Origin of the sequence: Facklamia sp. HMSC062C11, assembly GCF_001810675.1 — a bacterium.
GTDB classification, from domain to species: domain Bacteria; phylum Bacillota; class Bacilli; order Lactobacillales; family Aerococcaceae; genus Facklamia; species Facklamia hominis.
Genome location: NZ_KV802415.1, coordinates 27,243 through 50,338, shown reverse-complemented (window position 1 = coordinate 50,338; position 23,096 = coordinate 27,243). Strand labels below are relative to the sequence as shown.

The 23,096-nt window shown below is 39.4% G+C and carries 25 protein-coding genes; 7 read left to right on the top strand and 18 right to left on the bottom strand.

Going from position 1 to position 23,096, the window contains the following annotated elements; genetic code table 11:
• Window positions 1-190 precede the first annotated feature (190 nt).
• The 16 genes from efp to HMPREF2758_RS07685 form a co-directional block, all read right to left on the bottom strand.
• On the bottom strand, window positions 191-754 hold the full coding sequence (efp, locus tag HMPREF2758_RS07760) for an elongation factor P (protein ID WP_016648179.1): 564 nt from the start codon (window positions 752-754) through the stop codon (window positions 191-193).
• A gap of 69 nt (window positions 755-823) precedes the next feature.
• On the bottom strand, window positions 824-1,645 hold the full coding sequence (locus HMPREF2758_RS07755; protein ID WP_070609869.1) for a pyridoxamine kinase: 822 nt from the start codon (window positions 1,643-1,645) through the stop codon (window positions 824-826).
• A 7-nt stretch (window positions 1,646-1,652) separates the two neighbouring features.
• Window positions 1,653-2,219 (bottom strand): peptide deformylase, encoded by a 567-nt coding sequence (gene def, locus HMPREF2758_RS07750; RefSeq protein ID WP_070609868.1) that lies wholly within the window; start codon window positions 2,217-2,219, stop codon window positions 1,653-1,655.
• Window positions 2,220-2,231: 12 nt separating this feature from the next.
• Window positions 2,232-3,470, bottom strand: a complete 1,239-nt coding sequence (gene hflX, locus HMPREF2758_RS07745; protein ID WP_070609866.1) for a GTPase HflX — start codon at window positions 3,468-3,470, stop codon at window positions 2,232-2,234.
• 9 nt (window positions 3,471-3,479) lie between these two features.
• Complete coding sequence (gene miaA / locus HMPREF2758_RS07740) at window positions 3,480-4,424, bottom strand: tRNA (adenosine(37)-N6)-dimethylallyltransferase MiaA (RefSeq protein ID WP_070609864.1); 945 nt, start codon at window positions 4,422-4,424, stop codon at window positions 3,480-3,482.
• Window positions 4,425-4,432: 8 nt separating this feature from the next.
• Window positions 4,433-6,160: a DNA repair protein RecN gene (recN, locus tag HMPREF2758_RS07735; RefSeq protein ID WP_070609863.1), complete on the bottom strand. Its 1,728-nt coding sequence runs from the start codon at window positions 6,158-6,160 to the stop codon at window positions 4,433-4,435.
• A gap of 10 nt (window positions 6,161-6,170) precedes the next feature.
• The gene (locus tag HMPREF2758_RS07730; protein WP_070609861.1) at window positions 6,171-6,992 is read right to left on the bottom strand and encodes a TlyA family RNA methyltransferase; all 822 of its coding nucleotides are present in this window, start codon (window positions 6,990-6,992) and stop codon (window positions 6,171-6,173) included.
• A 10-nt stretch (window positions 6,993-7,002) separates the two neighbouring features.
• Window positions 7,003-7,890, bottom strand: coding sequence for a polyprenyl synthetase family protein (locus HMPREF2758_RS07725; RefSeq protein WP_070609859.1), 888 nt, complete (start codon window positions 7,888-7,890; stop codon window positions 7,003-7,005).
• Window positions 7,890-8,126, bottom strand: a complete 237-nt coding sequence (xseB, locus tag HMPREF2758_RS07720) for an exodeoxyribonuclease VII small subunit (RefSeq protein WP_070609856.1) — start codon at window positions 8,124-8,126, stop codon at window positions 7,890-7,892. The genes HMPREF2758_RS07725 and xseB overlap by 1 nt, the downstream gene beginning before the upstream one ends.
• A 2-nt stretch (window positions 8,127-8,128) precedes the next feature.
• The gene (gene xseA / locus HMPREF2758_RS07715; protein WP_070609854.1) at window positions 8,129-9,481 is read right to left on the bottom strand and encodes an exodeoxyribonuclease VII large subunit; all 1,353 of its coding nucleotides are present in this window, start codon (window positions 9,479-9,481) and stop codon (window positions 8,129-8,131) included.
• A 163-nt stretch (window positions 9,482-9,644) separates the two neighbouring features.
• Entirely contained in the window at window positions 9,645-11,312 is a 1,668-nt protein-coding gene (locus HMPREF2758_RS07710; protein ID WP_070609853.1) for a DUF1002 domain-containing protein, read from the bottom strand.
• Window positions 11,313-11,507: 195 nt separating this feature from the next.
• Window positions 11,508-11,957, bottom strand: a complete 450-nt coding sequence (nusB, locus tag HMPREF2758_RS07705; RefSeq protein WP_070609850.1) for a transcription antitermination factor NusB — start codon at window positions 11,955-11,957, stop codon at window positions 11,508-11,510.
• A 1-nt stretch (window position 11,958) separates the two neighbouring features.
• Complete coding sequence (locus HMPREF2758_RS07700; protein ID WP_070609848.1) at window positions 11,959-12,396, bottom strand: Asp23/Gls24 family envelope stress response protein; 438 nt, start codon at window positions 12,394-12,396, stop codon at window positions 11,959-11,961.
• Window positions 12,397-12,410: 14 nt separating this feature from the next.
• Window positions 12,411-13,472, bottom strand: a complete 1,062-nt coding sequence (locus tag HMPREF2758_RS07695) for a M24 family metallopeptidase (RefSeq protein WP_070609846.1) — start codon at window positions 13,470-13,472, stop codon at window positions 12,411-12,413.
• An 11-nt stretch (window positions 13,473-13,483) separates the two neighbouring features.
• Entirely contained in the window at window positions 13,484-15,199 is a 1,716-nt protein-coding gene (gene rnjA, locus HMPREF2758_RS07690; protein WP_070609845.1) for a ribonuclease J1, read from the bottom strand.
• A 2-nt stretch (window positions 15,200-15,201) separates the two neighbouring features.
• Window positions 15,202-15,417, bottom strand: coding sequence for a DNA-directed RNA polymerase subunit epsilon (locus HMPREF2758_RS07685; RefSeq protein ID WP_006908982.1), 216 nt, complete (start codon window positions 15,415-15,417; stop codon window positions 15,202-15,204).
• A gap of 177 nt (window positions 15,418-15,594) precedes the next feature.
• On the opposite strand from HMPREF2758_RS07685, the gene comGA reads away from it, so the two are divergent.
• From comGA to HMPREF2758_RS07650, 7 genes are read left to right on the top strand one after another with little or no spacing between them, the layout of a single operon-like run.
• The gene (gene comGA, locus HMPREF2758_RS07680; protein ID WP_070609843.1) at window positions 15,595-16,668 is read left to right on the top strand and encodes a competence type IV pilus ATPase ComGA; all 1,074 of its coding nucleotides are present in this window, start codon (window positions 15,595-15,597) and stop codon (window positions 16,666-16,668) included.
• On the top strand, window positions 16,622-17,692 hold the full coding sequence (gene comGB, locus HMPREF2758_RS07675) for a competence type IV pilus assembly protein ComGB (RefSeq protein WP_070609841.1): 1,071 nt from the start codon (window positions 16,622-16,624) through the stop codon (window positions 17,690-17,692). Before comGA ends, comGB begins: the two co-directional genes overlap by 47 nt.
• A 10-nt stretch (window positions 17,693-17,702) precedes the next feature.
• Entirely contained in the window at window positions 17,703-18,074 is a 372-nt protein-coding gene (gene comGC / locus HMPREF2758_RS07670; RefSeq protein WP_006908979.1) for a competence type IV pilus major pilin ComGC, read from the top strand.
• Window positions 18,064-18,495 (top strand): competence type IV pilus minor pilin ComGD, encoded by a 432-nt coding sequence (gene comGD / locus HMPREF2758_RS07665; RefSeq protein ID WP_016648189.1) that lies wholly within the window; start codon window positions 18,064-18,066, stop codon window positions 18,493-18,495. The genes comGC and comGD overlap by 11 nt, the downstream gene beginning before the upstream one ends.
• A gap of 16 nt (window positions 18,496-18,511) precedes the next feature.
• Complete coding sequence (locus HMPREF2758_RS07660; RefSeq protein WP_070609871.1) at window positions 18,512-18,829, top strand: hypothetical protein; 318 nt, start codon at window positions 18,512-18,514, stop codon at window positions 18,827-18,829.
• Window positions 18,792-19,253, top strand: coding sequence for a competence type IV pilus minor pilin ComGF (locus tag HMPREF2758_RS07655; protein ID WP_070609838.1), 462 nt, complete (start codon window positions 18,792-18,794; stop codon window positions 19,251-19,253). The genes HMPREF2758_RS07660 and HMPREF2758_RS07655 overlap by 38 nt, the downstream gene beginning before the upstream one ends.
• Complete coding sequence (locus HMPREF2758_RS07650) at window positions 19,250-20,011, top strand: hypothetical protein (RefSeq protein ID WP_070609836.1); 762 nt, start codon at window positions 19,250-19,252, stop codon at window positions 20,009-20,011. Before HMPREF2758_RS07655 ends, HMPREF2758_RS07650 begins: the two co-directional genes overlap by 4 nt.
• A 184-nt stretch (window positions 20,012-20,195) precedes the next feature.
• Here the strand turns inward: HMPREF2758_RS07650 and smpB are convergent, their stop codons facing one another.
• Window positions 20,196-20,666, bottom strand: a complete 471-nt coding sequence (smpB, locus tag HMPREF2758_RS07645) for an SsrA-binding protein SmpB (RefSeq protein WP_070609834.1) — start codon at window positions 20,664-20,666, stop codon at window positions 20,196-20,198.
• Window positions 20,667-20,683: 17 nt separating this feature from the next.
• A complete protein-coding gene (gene rnr, locus HMPREF2758_RS07640; protein WP_070609832.1) occupies window positions 20,684-23,071 on the bottom strand; it encodes a ribonuclease R in 2,388 nt (795 codons plus the stop codon).
• Window positions 23,072-23,096: the final 25 nt, after the last annotated feature.

The following is a 23,096-nucleotide window of genomic DNA, read 5'->3' as shown; positions in this document are numbered from 1 at the left end:
GTTTTTTTGGTGGACTTATGTCACAGCCTCATATACGATAAACTTTTCCAGACTAATCATCCAGATATCATAACTCAACAAACCTAAAAGTACATATAATAAACTCTCTATTTTTAAGCTATAAAAACTGGCAGGCTCATTGAAATTTCAACGAACCTGCCGATTTTATTAATCCTATACTTATCGCATATTATTTACTAGCGCGTCCTTTATATGAACCATCCGCTGTTCCAATTTCTAATTTTTCTCCTGCTTCAATAAAATCTGGTACGTTAACAACCAGTCCTGTTTCCATTGTAGCTGGTTTTCCAGATCCAGTTACCGTTGCGCCCTTAATAGAAGGCTGTGTCTCTTCTACGGTCAATACAACGGTTGATGGTAATTCAACTCCAATAACTTCACTACCAAAGAATTGAATTTTACAATTCATATTACTCAATAAGTAAAGTAACTCATTGGTAATCGAATCAACTGGAATCTCATATTGTTCATAGGTTTCTAAGTCCATAAAGACTGCAGTTGCATCCATTTGATAGAGATATTGTACTTCCTTTGTTTCAAGGTAAGCTTGCTCAAATTTTTCATCAGGTCTAAAAGTTGTATCGTAAGTAGACCCAGTACGCACATTACGTAACTTCATCCGCATAACCGTATTACCCTTACCAGGTTTGTGGTGACTTGCTTCAAGGACACGAATTAAATCATCATTTTGCAAGAAAGTCATTCCTGCTCTTAAATCAGTTGCCGAAATCATCTTATCTACTCCTTCATTTTTGGCATTACCTAATTAGTATAGCATATTTTTTTTATTTTGACCTATTTTTTAATGAAGTTGGTCTAAGACCTTTTCAAAATGCACCGCATAATCAATCGGGTCTTCATCCTCCAAGGTTGCTTGAATGGCCGTCGCAACAAAGTCGACTGCTTTCTTTAAAGCTTGGTCCGGTCTATTAGACAGTAATAAGTCTCCCACGAATACTGAAGCGAAGACATCACCAGTGCCTGCGAAATGTTGGTGATAAAAGGTTGATTTTTCTAGAAAAAACTGTCCATTTTCAAGCATAAGACCAGCACCAATCTTATTCTTTCTATGATAACCCGTAAGCAAACTGTTCTTTGTCCCTAGTCCTTGAAGTTCTTTTAATAATACTTGAGTTTCACCGCGATTATATTCTAAATCCATATAAGATTTACCTAATAAAAAACAGGCCTCCGAATAATTCGGTAACAAATAATCTGACCGTTTGACCAATCGCTTCAAAGCCTTCACATAAGAAAGGTCCAAGCCACTATAAAACTGTCCATGATCTGCAAAAGCAGGATCCAAAATAATCTTAGCCCCTGGCTTAAGTAAAGAATCGATCGCTTGCTCAACAATAGCAACATGTTCCACCATTCCCAAATAACCAATATACAAGGCATCAAATCGAATAGCCAATTGCTGCCAATGTGCCATTGTTTTATTCATATGCTCTCTTAAATCAGTCATGACATATCCTGGAAATTGAGGCCCCGTATGGGTAGACAAGATGGCAGTCGGTAGTAAAGTTGCTGTTAATTTAAACTGGCTTAGTATAGGAAGAGCTACCGTTGACGAACATTTACCAAAACACGAAATATCTTGAATAACGAGAATATTTTTCATAGCTTCATTAAATTAATACTAACCCATCGTCTTGTTTCCAAGGATGGTCGGCATCAATATGATCGTAGAACATAATCCCATTTAAATGATCAATTTCATGTTGAGCTACGATCGCTGGGTAATCTCTTAATTTAACAGTTTTGTCTTGACCTTCAAGGTCTTGATAATCGATGGTACATGTCTTAGGGCGAGGAACAAATCCAGGGACCTCCCTATCCACTGACAAACAACCTTCCCCAGTTTTTAAAGCCGCTTGCACGACAGAATGACGTCTAATTTTTGGATTGACAAAGATTTCACTAAATTCTTCTCCGATCACTTCCCCTTCATCATTATATCGGTACAATAACATGGCAAAAATCTGTTTCGATATATTAATTTGAGGTGCGGCAATCCCTACCCCAGCTCTTAACCCATACTTTTCAGCTAACTCTTCATCCTGACTATTTCTTAAGAACTCCATCATAGATAGGGCTGTTTCCTTTAATTTCGGATCCATTGGAAATTCAACCCGTTCCGCTTTCATTCTTAATGTTGGATGCCCCTCTAAAATAATATCTTTCATAGTTAACATAGATCATCCTCCTTAATTTTGTTGTGAATTCAAATGACGTCGATAGCCTCTTACTTGATAAACTTGCTTCTCATCATCAAAATCGATCGCTTCTACCAATGTATTTTGTTGGTAAAGTGCCAATAAATCAGCTTCTCCTGGAAAAACTTGAACCGAATATGACTCAGCGTGTTGAATGCATTGATCCCAAATCGCTTCCTTCAAACGTTCAATATCATCAGGATTTTTAGCGGAGAGCGTTATATGAGGAGTCAAAACCGGCTGAAAACTAGATTTAGCTTGATCCGACTTATTATATACCGTTAGCATCGGTAAATGATCCAAATCCAACTGTTTCATCAAGTTCATAACAGATTCTTCATGCATGTGCCGGGCCGGACTCGAAGCATCCACCACATGAAGTAGTAGATCCATATAACGAATTTCCTCCAAAGTTGATTTAAAGGCTTCAATCAATTCTGTCGGTAGAGCCTCAATAAAACCCACTGTATCCGTTATTGTAAATACAGGATATCCCCGAATCGTTAATTTACGTGTTAAAGGATCCAAGGTCGCAAAAAGCTGATCCTGTATATATGTCTCCTGGTGAGTTAACGCTTGTAATAGTGTTGACTTACCTGCATTGGTATACCCAATTAAACCAATATTAAAATCACGCCCTGATTGACGGCGTGACCGGGTCCGCTCCCGGTGCTGAGTCACCTCTTTGAGGGATTCTTTAATTTGATTAATGCGCGAGCGAATATGACGCCGATCCGACTCTAACTTACTTTCACCGGGACCACGAGTCCCAATACCTCCTGCTAGTCGAGATAAGTGCTTATTGGACCCGGTCATCCTAGGTAGTAGATACTCATATTGAGCTAAGGAGACCTGTAACTTCCCCTCACGACTTTTTGCTCGCATTGCAAAAATTGCTAAAATCAGTTGAATCCGATCGATCACCCTCACCGACAATGCTTCTTCTAGATTACGATTCATACTCGGACTGAGCGCATTAAAGAAAATCACTAGATCAATCTCTTCCAGTTCAAGGCAAGCCTTAATCTCTTCCAATTTACCAGTACCAACCGCCGTACGATGATCCAAATGATCCAATTTTTGCCGAATCACTTGAACAACCTGTCCCTTAGCAGTTTGGGTGAGAGATCGCATTTCTTGCATCAACTCGTCAAATTTTTCAGCAGTGTAATCACCTGTTTCTACTCCCACGATTAGAACCCGTTCAGGTCCACTTTCTATTTCAATCATTCGCTCACCCTAACCTTCCTCAATAAATTGAGCAACTTGTCGAATTGCATTGTCAATGTAATCCGGCTGACTCACATCCAACCAATGCACGTTCTTCATTCGGTTCCGATACCAAGTCAACTGTCTTTTTGCATAACGCCTAGAATTTTGTTGAATTTGTTCAATGACCGTTTGCAAGGACACCTTTCCTTCAAAGTAAGGGCGCCACTCCTTGTAACCAATCCCCTTCATAGCAGGTAAGTTCGGGTCCATATTCCTTTGATAAAGGGATCGTACCTCATCCTCCAGGCCCTGCTCAATCATCTTTAGGACTCGTTGATTGATACGATCATAGAGTTGTTGGCGGGGACGGTTCAATACAAAGAGGTATTCTCGAAAGCGCGATTGCTTTTCTTGATGGCTCATTTGATCAGAAAAACGCTGACCCGTTGTTTCAATCACCTCTAATGCACGTATAATTCGTCTTGGATTCTGCAAGCTAATCTTATCAGCTGCGATTGGATCCAACTGGTTCAAGCGTTGCCACAAAGCTTCGATCCCGTTTTCTTCTAACTCAACTTTTAATTTTTGTTGAACAAGGAAATCGGTAGAGTTTTTACCACCAAACTCTAAATCATACAACAGTCCTTCTAAATAAAGCCCTGTTCCTCCAACAAGGATGGGCAAATGTCCTGATCGATGAATTTTTCGGATAGCCTCCTGGCCAGCTTCCTTAAAACGAGCGGCGTCGTAGGTTTGATCAGGGTCTTGAATATCAATCAAATAATGGGGTACGCCTTGCATTTCATGAGGCATAATCTTTCCGGTTCCAATATCTAAGTTTCGATAGACTTGCATCGAGTCGGCTGAAACCACCTCACCATTAAATCTCTTTGCTAATTCGATTGATAAATCTGTTTTTCCTACCCCAGTTGGACCCGCTAAAACCACTAAATTAATCGCTCGATCGATCATGATCCCTCCTATTCATTTTGATACGATTGAAGCATTTCTTGAGCTAGATCAAGAGCAGCCGGAGTATCTTTATTTCCAGCAATCATATGGCTAATCACTTCTACCCGTTGATCTAACGACAAAGGCTCTACTTGGGTAATAGTACGTTCTGAAGCAACCAACTTCCTTATCATCAATTGCTGATCACCAGAAGCTGCGACCTGAGCCAAATGACTAATACATAGTACTTGTTTATACCGAGCGATTTCTTTCATTTTATGAGCAATCGCTGTGGCCACTCGACCAGATACACCGGTATCAATTTCGTCAAATACCAAGCTCCCAACTTCTTGACCCCTAGCAAAAATCGCCTTTAAAGCCAACATCAACCGAGAAAGTTCTCCCCCACTTGCAACTTTGATCAAGGGCTTACTTTCTTCACCCACATTTGTTGCAACATAAAACTCCACCTGATCCATACCTGTATTATTTAAAAGCTGATAAGAAGACGGATAACCTGCTTTAGCCAAAGTCTCATCACTGTCAAGCAATTTAAACTTCACTTCAAAACGAGCTTGCGGCATATAAAGCTCTTTTAATTCTTGCTCAATGGCTGCTTCAAGTGAATGACTGATCCGTTGGCGTTGGCTTGATAGTTCTTGGGCTAATTTTAAAGCTTCTTGGTAGGCAGCTTCAAACTCAGACTGAATCCGCACCAGATAAGCCTCGCGATGTTTAATCTGATAAATCTCTTCAGCAATTTGATCACGATAAGTAATCAGTTCATCGATCGATAATGCATATTTCTTCTGAACCTGCTCCAATTGACTCAACCGCTCCTGCAGGCGATCAATTTCTTGACTATCAAAATCCGGGAAGTCACCTTTTAAAGCAATCGTTCTTGCCATCTCTTGTAGATCCAATTGGGTGGAACGCAATTGATCACTCAAGCCTTTGAATTCTGGTGTATATTTTTCTAATGATTTTAATGATTGATAAACTTGATCTAATAGTTGATCCACAGCTCCTTCTTGATCGGTCATCAATAGATTGATACCACCGACCAATTGACTTATTTCTTGGGCAGCAGCTAGACGGCGAGTTTGCTGGAACAAGTATTCATATTCCCCACCGTGTAAATCTAGATCCTCAATTTCCTGCAACTGAAATTCTAAAAATTGTAACCGTTGCTGCTGTTGACTTTCATCCTGGTGACTTTCCAATAAGCTTTTTCGATGAACATGGTAACGCTCGAAAGCTGCTTGATATTCTAACAATAAATCAGACTGTGTATCCTTAGCATAGCGATCAAGCAACTTTAAATGACTATTAGAATCGAGTAAAGCTTGATGTTCATTTTGCCCATGGATATCTACTAAATACTGACCTAATTGCTTCAAAGTTGATACATTAACCAGCTGTCGATTAATTCGAACAATATTCTTACCCGAGCTTTGTAATTCCCGTTCAATCAGAAGCAGATCTTCCTCGTTTGTAATCTCGATAGGAATCGTCTTCAAGAAATCTCTTAAAGCCTGCTGATCATCGAGCGAAAATAAGCCCCGTATACGCAAGCGGTCAGCTCCTTTTCGAATAAAATCAACCGACCCTCTACCCCCACATAATAAAGCTAAGGCGTCGATAATAATTGATTTACCGGCCCCTGTTTCTCCAGATAAAACCGTCATCCCCGATGAAAAATCAATCGATACCCAATCTATAATCGCAAAATTCTCAATACTCAGTGATTCTAACATGGTACCCTCCTTAGATTGATTCAAATTGTTGATGACTTTGATCGACTATTTTCTCAAGATCAAAAGCTAAGCCACTATCATTATTCACCTGTTTGGCATTCGTTAAATATACTAAATATTCAATATTCCCTTCGCCACCAGTAATCGGAGAATAGGTCAGCCCTTCTATTTGATAACCAATCTCACAAATAAAGCCCAAGACTTCCTCTAATACCTGAAGATGAACTTTTGGATCTTTAATCACGCCTTTTTTACCGAGGCGTTCGGGTCCAGCCTCAAACTGAGGTTTGATAAGGGCCACAACTGGTCCATGATCCACAAGAATAGACTGTAAAGGAGGAAGTATGAGCGCTAGAGAAATAAAGGAAACATCGGTTGTCGCAAAATTTGGCTGTCCCTTAGCAAAATCTTCCAACTTAGAATAACGAAAATTCTGCCTTTCCATTACCTCTACTTGAGGGTGAGTCCGTAGACGATAATCCAATTGATTATAACCCACATCTAGAGCATAAACACGTTTAGCCCCCTCTTGAAGAGCAACATCCGTAAATCCCCCAGTAGACGCCCCAATATCTAACACAATTCGATCCGATAAATCTAAGTTAAAGGCATCGATGGCCTTCTTTAATTTTAACCCCCCGCGACTCACATAGGGCAAGGGTTTTCCCTTGGAATGAAATTCCAAATCAAGACCAACTTTTTCTCCTGATTTATCATAACGTTGATTATTTTGGTCATAAATTTGCCCAGCCATAATAAGTCGTTTGGCTTCTTCACGCGATTTTGCAATACCCCGTTGAACTATTAATTTATCTAAGCGTTCTTTTTTCATAGCCTTCTCCTTACAGCTTAATTCGAAGTTGATCAATCCAGACGGATATTTGATCCAAAGAGCTTGGATCCTGACTGGACTGCTTGAGTTGATTCAGACTAGCTTGAGCGCTATCTAAAACTTGGTATAATTCATCAATAGCTGCTTCTAATCCTAAAATAGCAGGATAAGTCGCTTTATGGTGGTCTATATCTGACTGAAAACGTGCTTGATCTTCTTGTCCAATCTGCAGTCTATTTTTTAAATCATTATGAATTTGAAAGGCCAAGCCGAAAAACTGAGCAAAGACTTCTAAATTTTCTCGAACTTTAGAATCGGCATTAGCAATCATCCCGGCAGCCCGGCCCGCAAATAAAAATAGAGCCCCTGTTTTGAGAGAATGAATATTTTTCAATTGGTTCAAAGTTAAGGACCGATTTTCCCCTTCAATATCAAGTGCTTGCCCTTCGACCATTCCAAAAGCACCACTTGCCCTGCTTAAATCAGCAATCAAATCTAATTTGACAGCTGATGGCAGTTTGGGATCATCAGCAATGAGGCCAAAGGCTTCCGTCAACAAAGCATCTCCAGAAAGGATCGCTAATGCTTCACCGAATTTAACATGAGAACTCGCTCTTCCTCTTCGGACCGCATCATCATCCATAGCCGGTAAATCGTCATGGATCAAAGAATATGTATGAATAAATTCTAGCGCCATAGCCGTTCGAAGCCCTCGATCTAAGCTTGCGCCATCTAATGCCTTAAGAATAGATAATAACAGTAAGGGGCGAATTCGCTTACCGCCCGATTCTAATGCATACCTCATGGCATCACTTAAGCTACTCTCTGTTACATAGTTTTTCATTAAAGAGGACAGGGCCTGCTCAAAATACTCCTTTAAAGATTCATCCACGTTCATTAAGCCTGATCCTCATCCAATTCTTTTAGACCGGATTGAGTCATCATTAAAGTAACAGTTTCTTCTGCTTGAGTTAGTTCTGCTTGACAAAATTGACTAAGCTCAACCCCTCGCTTAAATGCCGTCAAGGCTTCCTGTAAAGGAAGTGAACCTTTTTCCAGTTGCTGCACAATTTGTTCCAATTCTTGAATGCCAGTTTCAAATGTTAAATTATCCTCTTTTTCCACTTGGATCATAACTATTCCTCCTCAATTTTCGAATCGACTGATTCAACTCGACTATATACCACACCATGTCGCATTCGAATTTTTAACAGATCTTCCGTCTTTAATAAACGGGCATCATTAATTATCTGATCATCGCGACTTACAATTGCGTAGCCTCGATCCATTATCTTCAATGGGCTATATGCATCCAATAGCCCCATTAAGTTTTGAAGCGATTTTTGTTTATCGACCTGCATTGAATTAATTGCTTTATTCAATTGACGTTTATAATTGCTAAGTTGTTCTTTGGCTAATTCAATACGGTGACTTGGCTGCATTTGAATGAGTCGTGCAGTCATGCCTGCCTGTAAATAATATTTTTCTTTAAAATAAGCGTTAGCTTGTGTCGTTAGTTTTACTTTTAAATAATCTAAAGTCTGATCGTAGGCCTGATAAATCCGCTGAGGTTGCGACAATGTATAGGATGAGGATAAACGCTGTAGATTATCCCGCTTAGCTTTCAAAGTCTGACCAAAAGCATAAATAAGTCGCCGCTTTGCCTGATCAAGCCTAGTGTATAAATCCGTTAAGACCGGGACCGCTAATTCAGCAGCAGCTGTAGGTGTAGCTGCTCTGAGATCCGCTACTAAATCTGCAATCGTTATATCCGTTTCATGCCCAATGGATGAAATAACCGGTAAAGGACAATCTAGGATTCGATGAGCAAGCTCCTCATCATTGAAACACCATAAATCCTCAATCGATCCTCCACCTCTGGCTAGGATCACAACATCCATTTCATTTTGATGGACCTTCACTTGATCAAAGGCTTCCATCAGATCCTGGACCGCTTCTTGCCCTTGTACCCGAGCTGGGAAGACAATAATTTGAGCAAGCGGAAAGCGCCGTTTAACTGTCGTCATTATATCTCGAATCACTGCTCCACTCGGACTTGTGATTACCGCAATTTTTCTTGGAAAAGCGGGTATTGCTTTTTTAGGCCGATCAAAGTAACCCGCTTTACGCATTTTTTCCTTTAATTGTTCCAAGGCTAAATATAAAGAGCCGATCCCATCTGGCTCAATAGCATCTACATAGAGTTGATAACGTCCTGCACCAGGATATACACCAACACGGGCGCTGACGATCACTCGCATGCCCTCTTCAAGTTGAAATTTTATTTGGGCAAATTTCTGTTTAAAAACAATCGCATTTATCACATATTTATCTTCTTTTAAAGCAAAATATTGATGACTATTCGCGCGATAGCGGTAATTAGATACTTCCCCCACAACCCTTATTTTTTGTAAATGCGGATCCCTTTCAAACTTTTGATTAATATATTGGGAAAGTGCACTGACAGTCAGTACATTCTCATTTGGCATTGAGTCACCCCCTTAATCTACTTCTAGCATTTATTTTAGCATAAGTTAGCAACTTAAACTATTTCTGATCGCGGATTTAGTGGTCTAGACTACTTTCTAAACATAAAAAAGGCTGCAGCTAGAAGCTGCAGCTTTATTACGGGAAGCTCTCAATAGTTAGCGTTTATTCACTAACTTCGTTATTCGTATTTCCAGCTTCCTCAGGCGTTTGGTTAGCCGTTGGTTGGTCCAAGGAATTTTCAACCGCTGATTCTTCACTCATTTGTCCTTCATTGCTTCCAGCTTGACTCTCATCACTAGCTGCACTTTCAGCTTCTTGACTGCTCTCTTCTTGGGAGCTTTCATCAGACTCCGTTGCATTAGCTAGCTTAAAGTCAGCAGGAACAATCACTTTTGGCGCATAATTATTATCAACTTGAACATTATATAAAGCGCCTAAATCAAATTGACTTAGTGGAACATATTCTCCACTAGTAACATCCATAATAAATAGTTCCCCATTTGATACATCATATTGGAAATGAGCCAACACGGTGTTCTTATCAGGTGTACTATCTGCAACATCAAAACTAATCAGATTATCAACTTGTTGGAAGTTTTCGTAAGTATAGGCTTCAGGTGCATAACCTGTTTTAATCGCTGTTTCTTGAATTATTTCAGCTAAGGCTGGGTTATCCTTACGAATTGAATCAATTGCTTGCAGTTTATTCATCCACTCATCCTTTACATCAGCTTCAAAAATAGCTGCCGTATATTGATACATCAATTCACGCAATTGGTCGAGCGCCGCTTTTGTTTCTACTGGAAGATTTGAATCCATCGCTTCTAAAATAAAAGTATGTGAATAGAGGTCATCGATGCGTTTACCTTCTGCGACATATTCAAAGAATTTATCATACATAGCTGGTAAAATGGCATGATATTTTTGTGTATCTGAAAAATCAGGTTTACCAATACTCTTGATATCTTCTACGGACATGGTTGCTTTCGCATTAGCTAATACTGAAGCCCAGTCCGGATCATTAATAGACTGATCAATTTGATTTTCAGTCTCTTTATTCGCAGCTGCTTGCGTTTTCGCAAAATCATTAGCAAATTGAACTAAGATCTTAAAGGCATCATCACTGACCTGAAGATTCATGGACTCTAACACTGCTTTAACAATGGCTTGCCCATCGACAGTTTCACCCGCTTGAACTTTTTTAGCAACAGCTTTTTTTATTTCAGCCATAATTTTGTTAACCTGATCATCGGTTAATCCAGTATCCTGCTTAATTTTATCAACAATGGTTATTTCGGTTTGAGCTACTTTCACATCATTTTGGTTTACTTTAACTCCTTGTTTTTCTAAGAGAGCGTATAGACCAGTCAAGGCTCCTTCACCTGTTACTGGAATCGTTGAAGCAACCCGCACTAGGGCATCCTTTGCTCCAGCGGTAATCGCCGCATTTTGATAGGTGGTGTTCGAGACCAAAGTAATATTCTGAGGAGTTACTATTTGAACTTGAACGCCTGAGCCTGGAGCTTGAGCTTCCACATAAACTGAAGAATAAACATCGACAGAACTATCAGCTCCAATTTGAAGGTATTTATTAATCATATTACCATCAACCGTAATCGTATTATTAGCTGCAACTTGACTGGCACCTAATAATTGAATCGTGTCTTGCATTTGTTGTTGGTTAAGACTGGCACCCAAAGCCATTAAAGATTGGGATTGTCCTTGTTCCACAGCATGCAAGACTTGATTTGAATTTAAAACGAGTGGCATCACATTTGGCGATACCGTTAAAGCAGCCAAAGCCGCAAATAAAATTTTTGATTTTTTCATTCTTTATCACTCCTATTTATCCGTTGAGCGAGTTCCTACCTTTAAGATAAAACTCCTCCAACTACTTCTATTATATATCAATCCGATAAACACGCTCAAGCAAATGACCAGATTTTCAAATCATTTAGCTAAAAAGCCCCAGAAAAGAAATAGTTTCTTCAAACTTTCTTAACTAGGACTTATCTTTTATTATAATTAGCAATTATTCTGAATATAATGAGCCAACACACCAGAAATAAACTTACGCGAACGATCATCTGAGAAGGTCTTAGCAAGTTCGATTGCTTCATCCGCCACAACCGAAGGCACTAAGTCTGGATCTTTCGGGCAAACATCGATTAATTCATAAAAGGCCAAACGCAGAATCGTTAGATCAATCCGAGCAATACGATCTAATGTCCACTCACCACTAAGATAATGGGCAATCTCAGAATCCAATTCCTGATAATGTTCAGCTACTCCTGCTACTAACTGGCTTAAATAAGGATCAACTTCCTCGATACTCCATCCCTCTTCAGGATCATTACCCGCTTCAAGGGCAAATCGAAGCGATTGGTCTAAATCAAAATTTACTTGAGAATCACTTAAGGGATACAAAGTCTGAATGGCTTTTTCACGAATAATTCGTCTACTTAATCTAGCCATCTTAACCCTCAACTTCCTCAATGATCTCATCATCTAACTGGAAAAAGCTAGCTTCACTACTTGAATCGGTCTCAATCGCTGTGACATGAACATTCACTTGATCAATCACTAAGTCGGTCATAAACAAAATTTGTTCTTTAATTCGATCTTGAACCTGCATAGCAACCTGAGGGACCGAATACCCATAATGGAGTTTTATATAAACATCAATCCGCATTTTATCAGCTTCTTGTTTCAACTTGGCATTCAAACTCGAAGACTCAAAACGGAAAAAATTATTTCCTTCTCCTTTAGCAGTTGGACGAATAACCCCATCCACCTCAGAAGCAGCCTTAGCGGCAATATCTTCTAAAACTCCTGTTGTAATGTTGATTTCTCCCAAGTCAAAACCTTCTTGACGTTCAAAAGCAACAGCTTGATTCTTTGATTTCATTGGCATACTTGGTTTCCCTCCTAGATAGTAATAAATTCTTTAGGACTTTGATTAATGACATGCACGCCCTCTTTTTGAATGACTAAATCATCCTCAATTCGCACACCGCCGATTCCCGGTAAATAGATACCTGGTTCATCGGTAATCACCATATTTTCAACCATCACATCATTAGATCTGGTTGAAATAGCAGGTGCTTCATGGATGGCTAATCCCACACCATGACCATTAGAATGACCAAAATAATCACCATAGCCCTTTTCGCTAATATAATCTCTAGCTAGTGCATCAATCTCACGCCCGGTCATTCCAGCCTTAGTATGCTCAATTACTCGTAATTGAGCCTCTAAAACAATATCATAAATCTTCCGCAACTGGTCGTCGACAGTTCCAATCGCAAAAGTCCGAGTCATATCTGATGCATAGCCTTGATAAAAACAGCCAAAATCCAGCGTGACTAACTCTCCTTTAGCTAATTGTTTTTCACTCGCCACGCCATGCGGTAATGCACCACGAGCACCTGAAGCAACAATTGTTGTAAAGGACATGCCTGAAGCACCCTTGTTTTTTAGAAAGGCTTCTAATTCATTCGCAATTTGAATCTCAGTCAGGCCAGGCTTAGCAAAACCTAAAATATGTTGATAAGCCTCATCAGTGATCTCACACGCCTTTTGAATCAGATCCAACTCGGATTGATCTTTTACTTGGCGTAGCTCTTCTACAATTTGGCTTGTCGTCTTTACTAAAGCTGATAGGGTCTCTTGAACCATTTGGAATTGAGCGACCGTTAGATTGTCTGCCTCGATCCCTACTTGCTTTATATTACGATCAACAATAATCGCTTGAACTTCTTGATAAACACCGGATTGATGAATTCGGATTTGGGCATCTTGCACTTGGTTAGCAGCTTGATCTTGATAACGGAAGTCAGTGATAAAGAAAGCTTCATCTTGAGTCACTAGCACTGCTCCCGCTGTCCCAGTAAAGCCAACCAGATAACGAACATTCAATAAATCAGTTACTAAAAGTGCCGCTAAATTCGATTCAATAAGAACATCTTGTAGACGTTGAATACGGTTCATGAGACCACTCCTTAGCTTTTCTTGTTTTGGCGTTTACGTACTCCTTTATTAATGTCTAACAACACCGGCATTAACATCGGACTTCTTTGTGTTTTTTTATAAATAATGGGCTGCAACTCATCAAATAGAGCATCTCTAACTGCACGTTCATTGATATTCTTACCATTTTGATTCAAAGTCCGATTAATAATAGAACGAGTCTGACTTTGAATCTCGGCGATTAGATCCCCCGATTCACGCATATAAATAAAACCGCGCGACATAATATCTGGACCAGAAACAATGGCTTGATTCTTATAATCAATACTAGCTGCTATCACAATCAATCCATCTTCTGAAAGGACACGTCGATCCTTAAGAACAATATTTCCAATGTCGCCAATCCCATTTCCATCAACATAAACATCTGAAGCTGGGAAATGACCCGCTAGTCTAGCTGAGTCACTCGTTAAAGCTAACATATCGCCATTTGAAAGAACAAAACAATGATCTTTTGGAATTCCTGTCATTTGAGCTAACTTGGCTTGGATCGATAACATCCGGTACTCTCCATGAACAGGCATCAAGTACTTTGGTTGCATCAATCGATGCATTAATAATTGTTCTTGTTGACCCCCGTGTCCTGAAGTATGAACATTATTGACCTTTCCATGGATAACCTTAGCTCCTTGTTCACTCAACTGATTAATCAAATGATTAATCGAGGTCGTGTTCCCAGGGATGGCCGAAGAAGAAAAGATGACAGTATCGTCTGGGTGTAGACTGATTTGACGGTGAGTCCCATTGGCAATTCGGCTTAATGCCGCCAGCGGCTCACCTTGAGACCCTGTACATAAAATGATCACTTTATTGGCAGGATATTTATCCACATCCCGACCATCAATAAACACATCACCGCCATGGTCATCAATATAACCCAATTCAATACCCACTTTAATCGCAGACTCCATGGACCGTCCAAAAACCGCTACTTTACGGCCAGTTTCTTTAGCCGTTAAGACAACTTGCTGCAGACGATAGACATTGGAAGCAAAAGTCGCAAATATAACTCGACCTTCTTCACGTTGAATAATATTACGAATCGATCGTCCTACTAGACGCTCTGAATCAGTAAAAGTAGGCACTTCCGCATTGGTTGAATCCCCTAACATTAATAGAACACCTTCGGCTCCAATCTGAGCCATACGTTGAATGTTGGCTGGTTTACCAACCGGTGTAAAATCAAATTTATAGTCACCAGTGAAAACAATATTACCAGGGGGTGTCTTAACCACGATTCCAAATGCCTCTGGAATTGAATGAGAGGTTAAATAGTAAGATACACTGGTCTTACGGAAACGAATGACCGAATCTTCATTAATTTCATGAATCACTGCATCACGCAAAAGCCCATGTTCTTGTAATTTTCGCCGAATAAGTGCTGCTGCCAAAGGACTAGCATAAATCGGCACATTGATTTGCTTAAGTAAAAAAGGAATGCCTCCAATGTGGTCTTCGTGACCATGTGAAATGAAGAGACCTTTAATTTTACTTTGATTTTGAATTAAATATTGATAATCCGGAATCACATAATCAATTCCCAATAGTTCATCCTCTGGAAACATCACACCAGAGTCTAAAATAATTATTTCATCTTGAAATTGGACACCATACATATTCTTTCCAACTTCATTGAGACCACCCAGTGCAAAAACGCCGACCTCATTATTCTTTAAATTAATCGACATCTTTAAAGTTCCACCACTTGATAGTCAGGATTATGTTCTTGCTCATAAGCCAAATGTTCGCCATCTAGCTCTTGAATGAACTCAACATTGTATGGTGTTTTTTGAGTCAACTTTTCAATAACCTCATTACGACTTTCTCCTTCGATATATAACGATTTAGAAAGCTCTCTTTGAGGAACTTGGTCTTTTGTTTCTTGGTAAATAACCTTAAAAATCATCGTTCCATCTCCTTATTTTTAAAAACTGTTGTGACCTTATAATAGGCCCTTTTCTTTCTTATTCTAGCATACTTTCAAATGCAAGTATAGTTTAGGACTTGACCTTAAAACTTTTAAAGCGCATCTATCGATTCACGAACTATTTAATTATACCAACGACCAAAAGGAGGTTTATCCATGATTGAAGAGGAAGTCAAGAACATATTACAAATAGCCATTCAACAACAAGCCTCCGATATTCATTTGATGCCAAAGAGTAGTCACTATGAACTCTTATTAAGTGTTCACGGTCAACTAAATTTTTTAAAAGAATTAACAGACAAAGATGCCAAACGTATGATCGCCCAACTTAAATTTTTAGCCGATCTTGATGTCGGAGAAAAAAGACGCCCCCAATCGGGCGCTTGTGAATTTGAGATTGAGGAAGAGATGCCCCCCATCGAACTCCGTCTCTCCACGATTACCGATGTCAATCTCAAAGAATCATTAGTCATTCGAGTCATTTATTCTAGAATCCATCAAGCTCAAGCGGTTAATTGTTACTTTCCTTCCGATTTACAACTATTAAAAAGCCTCGTTCAGCGCAAAAGTGGCCTTATTCTTATCTCAGGACCAGTAGGCTCTGGCAAAACAACCACCATTTATCAATTATTACGTGAGCGAATGGCCCATGAGCAATTACAAATCATTACTATGGAAGACCCCGTTGAAATACGCGAAGAAAGCTTCCTTCAAACTCAAATTAATGAAAAAGCAGCGATTTCCTATGACCTATTAATTAAATCTGCCCTTAGACACCACCCTGATATTTTATTTATTGGTGAAATTCGAGACGAAGAAACAGCTCGAATGACCATCCGAGGAGCCTTGACCGGTCACTTAATGATCGCTACCCTACACGCCACAAACACCTTAGGAGTCATCGGCCGACTCATGGAACTTCAAATATCTCCACAGCAACTCAGTCAAACATTAATCGGTGTCGTTTCACAACGACTAGTCCCCCGCTACTGTCTATGTTGTCACAAGATAAGCACTAACCATTGTCCTCATATCCCAGCTACTCAAAAAAGAGCCGCACTCTTTGAACTTTTAACTGGACCCACCTTAAAGGAGGTGATTTTACAAGGCCAAAAACAAGTAATCGATCAACCAGTCGGGCCAAAATTAACATTGAACCATCAATTAAGAAAGGCATGGGCATATGGCTATATTCATCAAGAAAGCTACCATCAATTTGAAGTCCTTTAACAGGAATCCGCTGAAGCTACCCGCCAAGCAACGTTATTTTTTAATAAAAACACTTGCGGAAATGTATGAACAAGGCTTCTCCATCCATCAAAGTTTACAATTTTTGAAAATTCTTATGCCAAATTATCATCTCAGTCTGGACTACATCCTAGAAGAACTAAACCAGGGTAGGCCTTTTGAATATGCCCTTAAGCAACTAGGTTACTCCAGCAAAGTGGTTGCTCAGTTATTTTTTTCCCAAAAACAAGGACGTTTTCAAACTGCGCTTTGGTCGATTGCAAACTATCTTAAACTGCTTAACGACTACCGCAATAAATTAATTAAAGCCCTCATCTATCCAATTATCCTTTTTATCTTTTTGATAGCACTACTTTTCGGTATTCGAGCTTTCATGTTGCCGCAAATTTTAAGTTTTATCTCAGCAGAAACCTTTGAAAAACAAGTATTTGCTCGTTTACTGATTCTATTTTTTACTTATTTACCCCAACTCTTTTTAGGTGGGGTGGGGCTTCTGTTATTAATCTATCTGTGTTTGGATTTTTATCTTTTGAAACTTGAACTAATGGACCGGTTACAACGTTTAATAAAAATACCCCTTCTAAAGAAATTAATCAAAAACTACTATTCCTATCGCATTGCAGAGGAATTGGGTTATTTTCTCAGTGCAGGTTTTTCCATTCAACAGATCTTAGAACTATTAATTCGTTTTCCAATCGATCCTTTTCTAAGCGAAATCGCTAAATTGCTCCAAAAAAACTATATTCAAGGCATTCCTCTTCCAGAGTCTTTGGAAGCTATCGGTTTATTCAATCCTTCCTTACCCCTCGTTATCTACCAAGGAGAAATCACCAGTCAAACAGGATTAAAATGCCAACTCTATGCAAAAAAGACCTTTAACGATCTTTTAGAAAATTTCAATCAAAAGATTCAATTAATTCAACCCTTTTTATTTATCTTAATTGCTTTAGTTGTAATGGCAGTCTATTTAATTTTAATGTTACCTATGTTAAGTATGGAAATTTAGGAGGATAACTATGAAGAAAAAATTACAAATGATTAAACAAGCGCTGATGAATAAAGAGCACAAGAAAGCTTTCACCCTCATCGAAATGCTTGTTGTTCTAGTAGTTGTGGCGCTATTAATGGCCATCATTATTCCAAACATCTCTGGACAGAGAGATCGTATTAATCAACAAGCCATGTCAAACATGTCTGAAGTCATCCAGACTCAGATGACCACCTATGAATTAGCCGAAGGGGCTGCTCCAACCACCTTGGACGATTTACTGACCAAAGGCTACATTACACAAAAACAAAGTAAAAAGGCAGAAGAGCTATTCAATACAACCAACTTAAGCGCTATTGCCAATAACCAACCTGCATCCGGCCCAGACAATGGTCAATAAGTCTAACGCCTTCACCCTAATTGAAATGCTGATCACCTTAATGGTGGTCAGCTTACTCTTTATTCTATCAAGTCGACTATTCAATCAGCAGTTAATCTCTCGATATCACAGTAAAAGCTTTAAAGATCAGATAAAAAATCAACTTCATCTCGCTCAAGAACAGGCCGTCATCGAGAAAAAGCCTATCTTTGTCAATTTTCAAGTAGGAGGGCCCGTTAGCTTCTATTACTATAATAACCATCAAATCATCCATCAAATTAACCTACCCGATCATTTAGATCTTTTAACCCCTTATCAATTTTACTTTCTAGATAATGGACATGTCTCCGGTTTTAAATCCATTACTTTCCAGGACCAATCCGGCGAAAATTTTTATCTTGTTTTTCAATTAGGAAGTGGTCAATTTGAATTTCAACCATAAAAAAGGATTTTCATTCATGGAAGCTTTAGTTGGACTCCTGCTCTTTTCAGCCATGCTTGCTCTTTACGTTCCGGCATTAAGCCAAGAATGGCAACGTCTAGAACAAGCCCGCCGTCAGCTACAATATTGGCAAGTTTTTTATAATTTAAGTAAGTTATATTCTCACGAGCAAAGTCTAGATAGGAGCGACGCCCAATTAATCAAACAACTTTTTGAAAGAAACGCCAATTGCCAAATCCAATCTATATCGCTAGAATCTGATTTCTACCAAATCACATTTCAAGGAGGTCAGCATTATGAAGTTATTTTGGAAGACTGGGAATTATCCCCTTAAACAAGCTTTTACCTTGCTAGAGTGCTTGATTAGCCTAATGATCTTTTCACTGGTGTTACATGGTCTACTAACAGCGGTTGACTATTATAAAACCAGTGATCAGCGAATGCGGCAAAATCGCCAAAACGACCTCCATCATTTTGAATTATTGTTTGAAGAAGAACTGAAACACTACCAAGTTGTCCAAGTACATGATCAGCGATTAGTTTTAGCGAATCCAGAAAAAAACTTTCAACGCTCACAAATCATTCTTCATCACCAAAAAATCTATCAAACTCCCGGCCACCAACCTTATCTTTATCAGGTCAATGCCTGGCAGTTAATTCCATTAAATGAACAACAACTATTAATCAACTTACAGCTAGTCAGCGGTGAATCGTATACTTGTATCTTCAAGATTCAACTCTTCAAGGAGACCCTATGAAATCTCATCAAAAAGGCATGGTTTTACCTTGTGTACTGGTTTTTATGGTTATCAGCCATTTAATCTACCTTAGTCTCTGCCAACTTAATCAATTGCAGCACCAACGAATCACACAATTTAAAGCCTATTATCAAAGTCAACTCCAAAATGAACTCTTGAGTGAAAAACTTGTCCAAGAACAAGACCAATCATTTCAACAAGGCTTTATTCAAGACCTCACAAAAAACATCCAGAATATCCATCAAACCAGTCTAAGACGCTATCAGATCTCCACTCTGGCTAAGTCCCCTTCTGTACAAATTGGCTTTCTCTCTTTAACAGAGCCTGATCAGGTTCTTATCTATTGTATCCAAATCTACCCAGAATGGTTGCCTGATACACTCAATCCTGAATGCCCCTATAACTTTGCAGGCATAGTTTCAAACAAAGGATTTATTGATGAAAAACCGCTTGAAGAAGAAAGTGATTATCAATCCCTCAAACACAGCTTACAAGAAGCAGGCTACCAGAGTGTTCAAGAATATGGCTTAAGACGACGCTATCAATACCAAGAAAGTGGATTGCAGGGATATTTTAGCTTTAATACTGGCCAATGTCTCTTAGAAACGAATCCAACCAACAAGCGTCAAATCATCCACTTTCAAGTTAACCATCCTCACTTGACTCGAAAAGAAGAATACCCTTTAAGAACGAACTCCTATATTCTCTATTGGCGAGCAGAAAAAATGAGCCTAGACGACATATCTGTCAAAGAATGAACGTCTCCTTTTTCTTATGTCAAACAAATATGGCTTAGCCAATAATCACTGACTATTTACCAAAACATCGATCACGATACAAACAGAGGTATATCATACTTAATTCAGACCAACAAACATTAAACCGCCCATCAATTCATGATGGACGGTTTTTAATAGGATGACATTTAGTGGTCAACAGTGATTAACGATAATTTTTCAAGGCTCGTTCAATATCTCGATTAGCTTGCTTTTCTTTTAAAGCATGCCGTTTATCGTACAGATTTTTTCCTCGAGCCAAACCAATCAGAATCTTAGCCCGGCCTCTTACAAGATAGACTTTTAAAGGAACTAGGGTCATTCCTCGCTCCTTTATGGCTTGTTGCAAATCATTAATTTGTTTTTTATGAAGTAATAATTTACGCTCTCTTAAAGGATCATGATTAAATAAATTACCATGATCATAAAGACTGATATGAACATTTTTTAACCAAGCCTGTCCACCATAAATCGAAATAAAACCATCTTGGATATTCATTTTCCCACGGCGGATCGACTTAATCTCCGTTCCTTTTAAGACCATACCGGCTTCATAGGTGTCGATAATTTCATAGTCATGCCGTGCCTTACGATTTTGAGCCAATGGCTTAGTCAACGCTTTATTTTCTTTCGCCATCAAATCCTCCTTCTTTTTTATGATGATCGGTGTCGCTTCGATGATTTTTTATGTTTGCGGCCTTGCTTGATTACAAAAGATTTATTTTGCTTATTTTTGTGACCTTTTCTTTGTGAATGTCTAGATCGTCTCGCCTTGGATCCTGTCATTTTAGAGGTCGAAGAAGCATCCGCTTTCCCCTTTGGTTTTCTTTTTTTACGACTTGCTTTAATCAAAGCAGTTGAATCAAGACCTTCAACAGGTTGAGCATCAAGTAGGGTAAAATCAATCTCTCGGTCTTCAACACTAACCGAAGCTACCTCTACTTGAACTTTTTGACCAATCCGATAGATCTTATGGGTTCGCTCACCAATCAATAAAAGGTGCTGAGGGTTATACTGATAATAATCATCCGTTAAACTGGTCAACTTTACAAGACCTTCCACCGTATTTTCTAAGGCGACAAAGATACCAAAAGAAGTCACAGATGAAATAGTTCCCCAGTAGGTCTCACCCACCTTGTCCACCATGAATTCCGCTTTTTTCAGGGCGTCGGTCTCCCGCTCCGCCTCAACGGCTCGCCGCTCCATCTGCGAAGAATGAATCGCAATTCCTGGCAACTTATCTTCCCACCGATCCCGCTCCTTTTGGCTTGGCTGATGATCTAAGTAATTGGATACCAAACGATGAACAATTAAATCAGGATAGCGACGAATTGGAGAAGTGAAATGCGTGTAATCTTCCGCTGCCAAACCATAATGCCCCAAAGGCTGTTCAGAGTACTTAGCTTGCTGCATCGAACGCAGCATCATCGTTGAAACGGCTTGTTCATAAGGTTGATCCTTAATCTTATTAAGTGCCGTTTGTAACGCTTTAGGTCGAATCTTAGCCGTATCTCCTCTTAAAATTAATCCAAAAGTTGTCAAAAATTCCGCAAAGCGGTCCATTTTACTCGCGTCCGGTTGTTCGTGAATTCGATAAATAAATGGAAATTGTTTCAATAAATAATGACGAGCGACCGTTTCGTTAGCTGCTAGCATAAAGGATTCAATCAAGCGCTCGCCTGTTTGTCTTTGGCGCAACTTAATATCAAGCGGATGACCTGATTCATCCACAATAACCTGCGCTTCTGGTGCATCAAAGTCCAAAGCACCCCGTTCTTGACGCATCTTAACTAAAATATGATGCAAATCTGTCATTTCCTCCAACATAGGAACAATTTCCTCATACTGGGTCCGTAAATGAGTATCCCCCGTTAAGATCTGGTTAACCGCATCATAGGTCATCCGATAAGAAGAATTGATGACTGACTTAAACAAACGATGTTTAACAACGTGCCCCTTTTGATCAATTTCCATCTGGCAAGAAAGGCACAAGCGGTCTTCATGTGGATGCAAGGAACAAATTCCATTTGATAAACGTTGAGGCAGCATTGGAACGACTCGGTCGGTTAGGTAGACAGAGGTCCCGCGCTCGCAAGCTTCTCGATCTAGTGGAGAATTTTCCCTTACATAGTGCGAGACATCCGCAATATGTACCCCTAATAAATAGTGACCATTACTCAATTTAGTCAATGAAATCGCATCATCTAAATCCTTAGCATCTGCCCCATCGATGGTCATAATCAATTCTGACCGAAGATCTTCCCGTCCTTTAAGTTCCTTTTGATCAATCTCTTGAGGGACTGCAGCGGCCTCCTCCAAAACCGTTTCAGGGAATTCGTGAGGAATATTAAATTGGAACAATATGGATAGAATATCAACTCCCGGTTCATCACGGTGACCAATCTCCTTAGCCACCAGACCTACCATCCGATTTGGTTGGTCTGGACTCGGGTATTCACGAATCTTGACAATACAGATCATATGATCAACAGGTCGAATTCCTTGATCATCAATAAGTACTTGAACATGTTCATTAAAGGCTCCTTGAGGTTTAACATAACCTAGATACCCAGTCCTTTTACGTTGGTCTTGATCATAGGCAAAAAACTCGCCTACTACTTGGCTTGCTTTTCGTTCAAGGATTTCAATAATTTCCGCTTCCGACCCCTTACCCGTAGTAGGATCCACAGTTCGAAGAATACGAGCAATCACCCGGTCTCCATCCATAGCACCCCCATTTTTCCCCTTGGGTACAAAAAGATCGCTCTCTTGCTCATCATAAGAGATAAAACCATACCCCTTATCATTGGCTCGATATAGACCTTCCACCGTCGATTTATTATTAACCAACTTAAAATGGCCCTGTTTAGTTAGTTGTAGCTGATTAATTCTTTCCAAAAATGCTAAAGCTTTAATCAACTTTTTATAATTTTTGGTTCCTTGATAATTCAGAGCCTGAGCTAATTCTTGACTAGAATAGGCTTTTTCAGGACTCTTTTGTAAAAAATCCAATATCCGTAATTCAATTTTTGATAAATTCATCTAAAAACCTCCTTTCTTTAGGAAT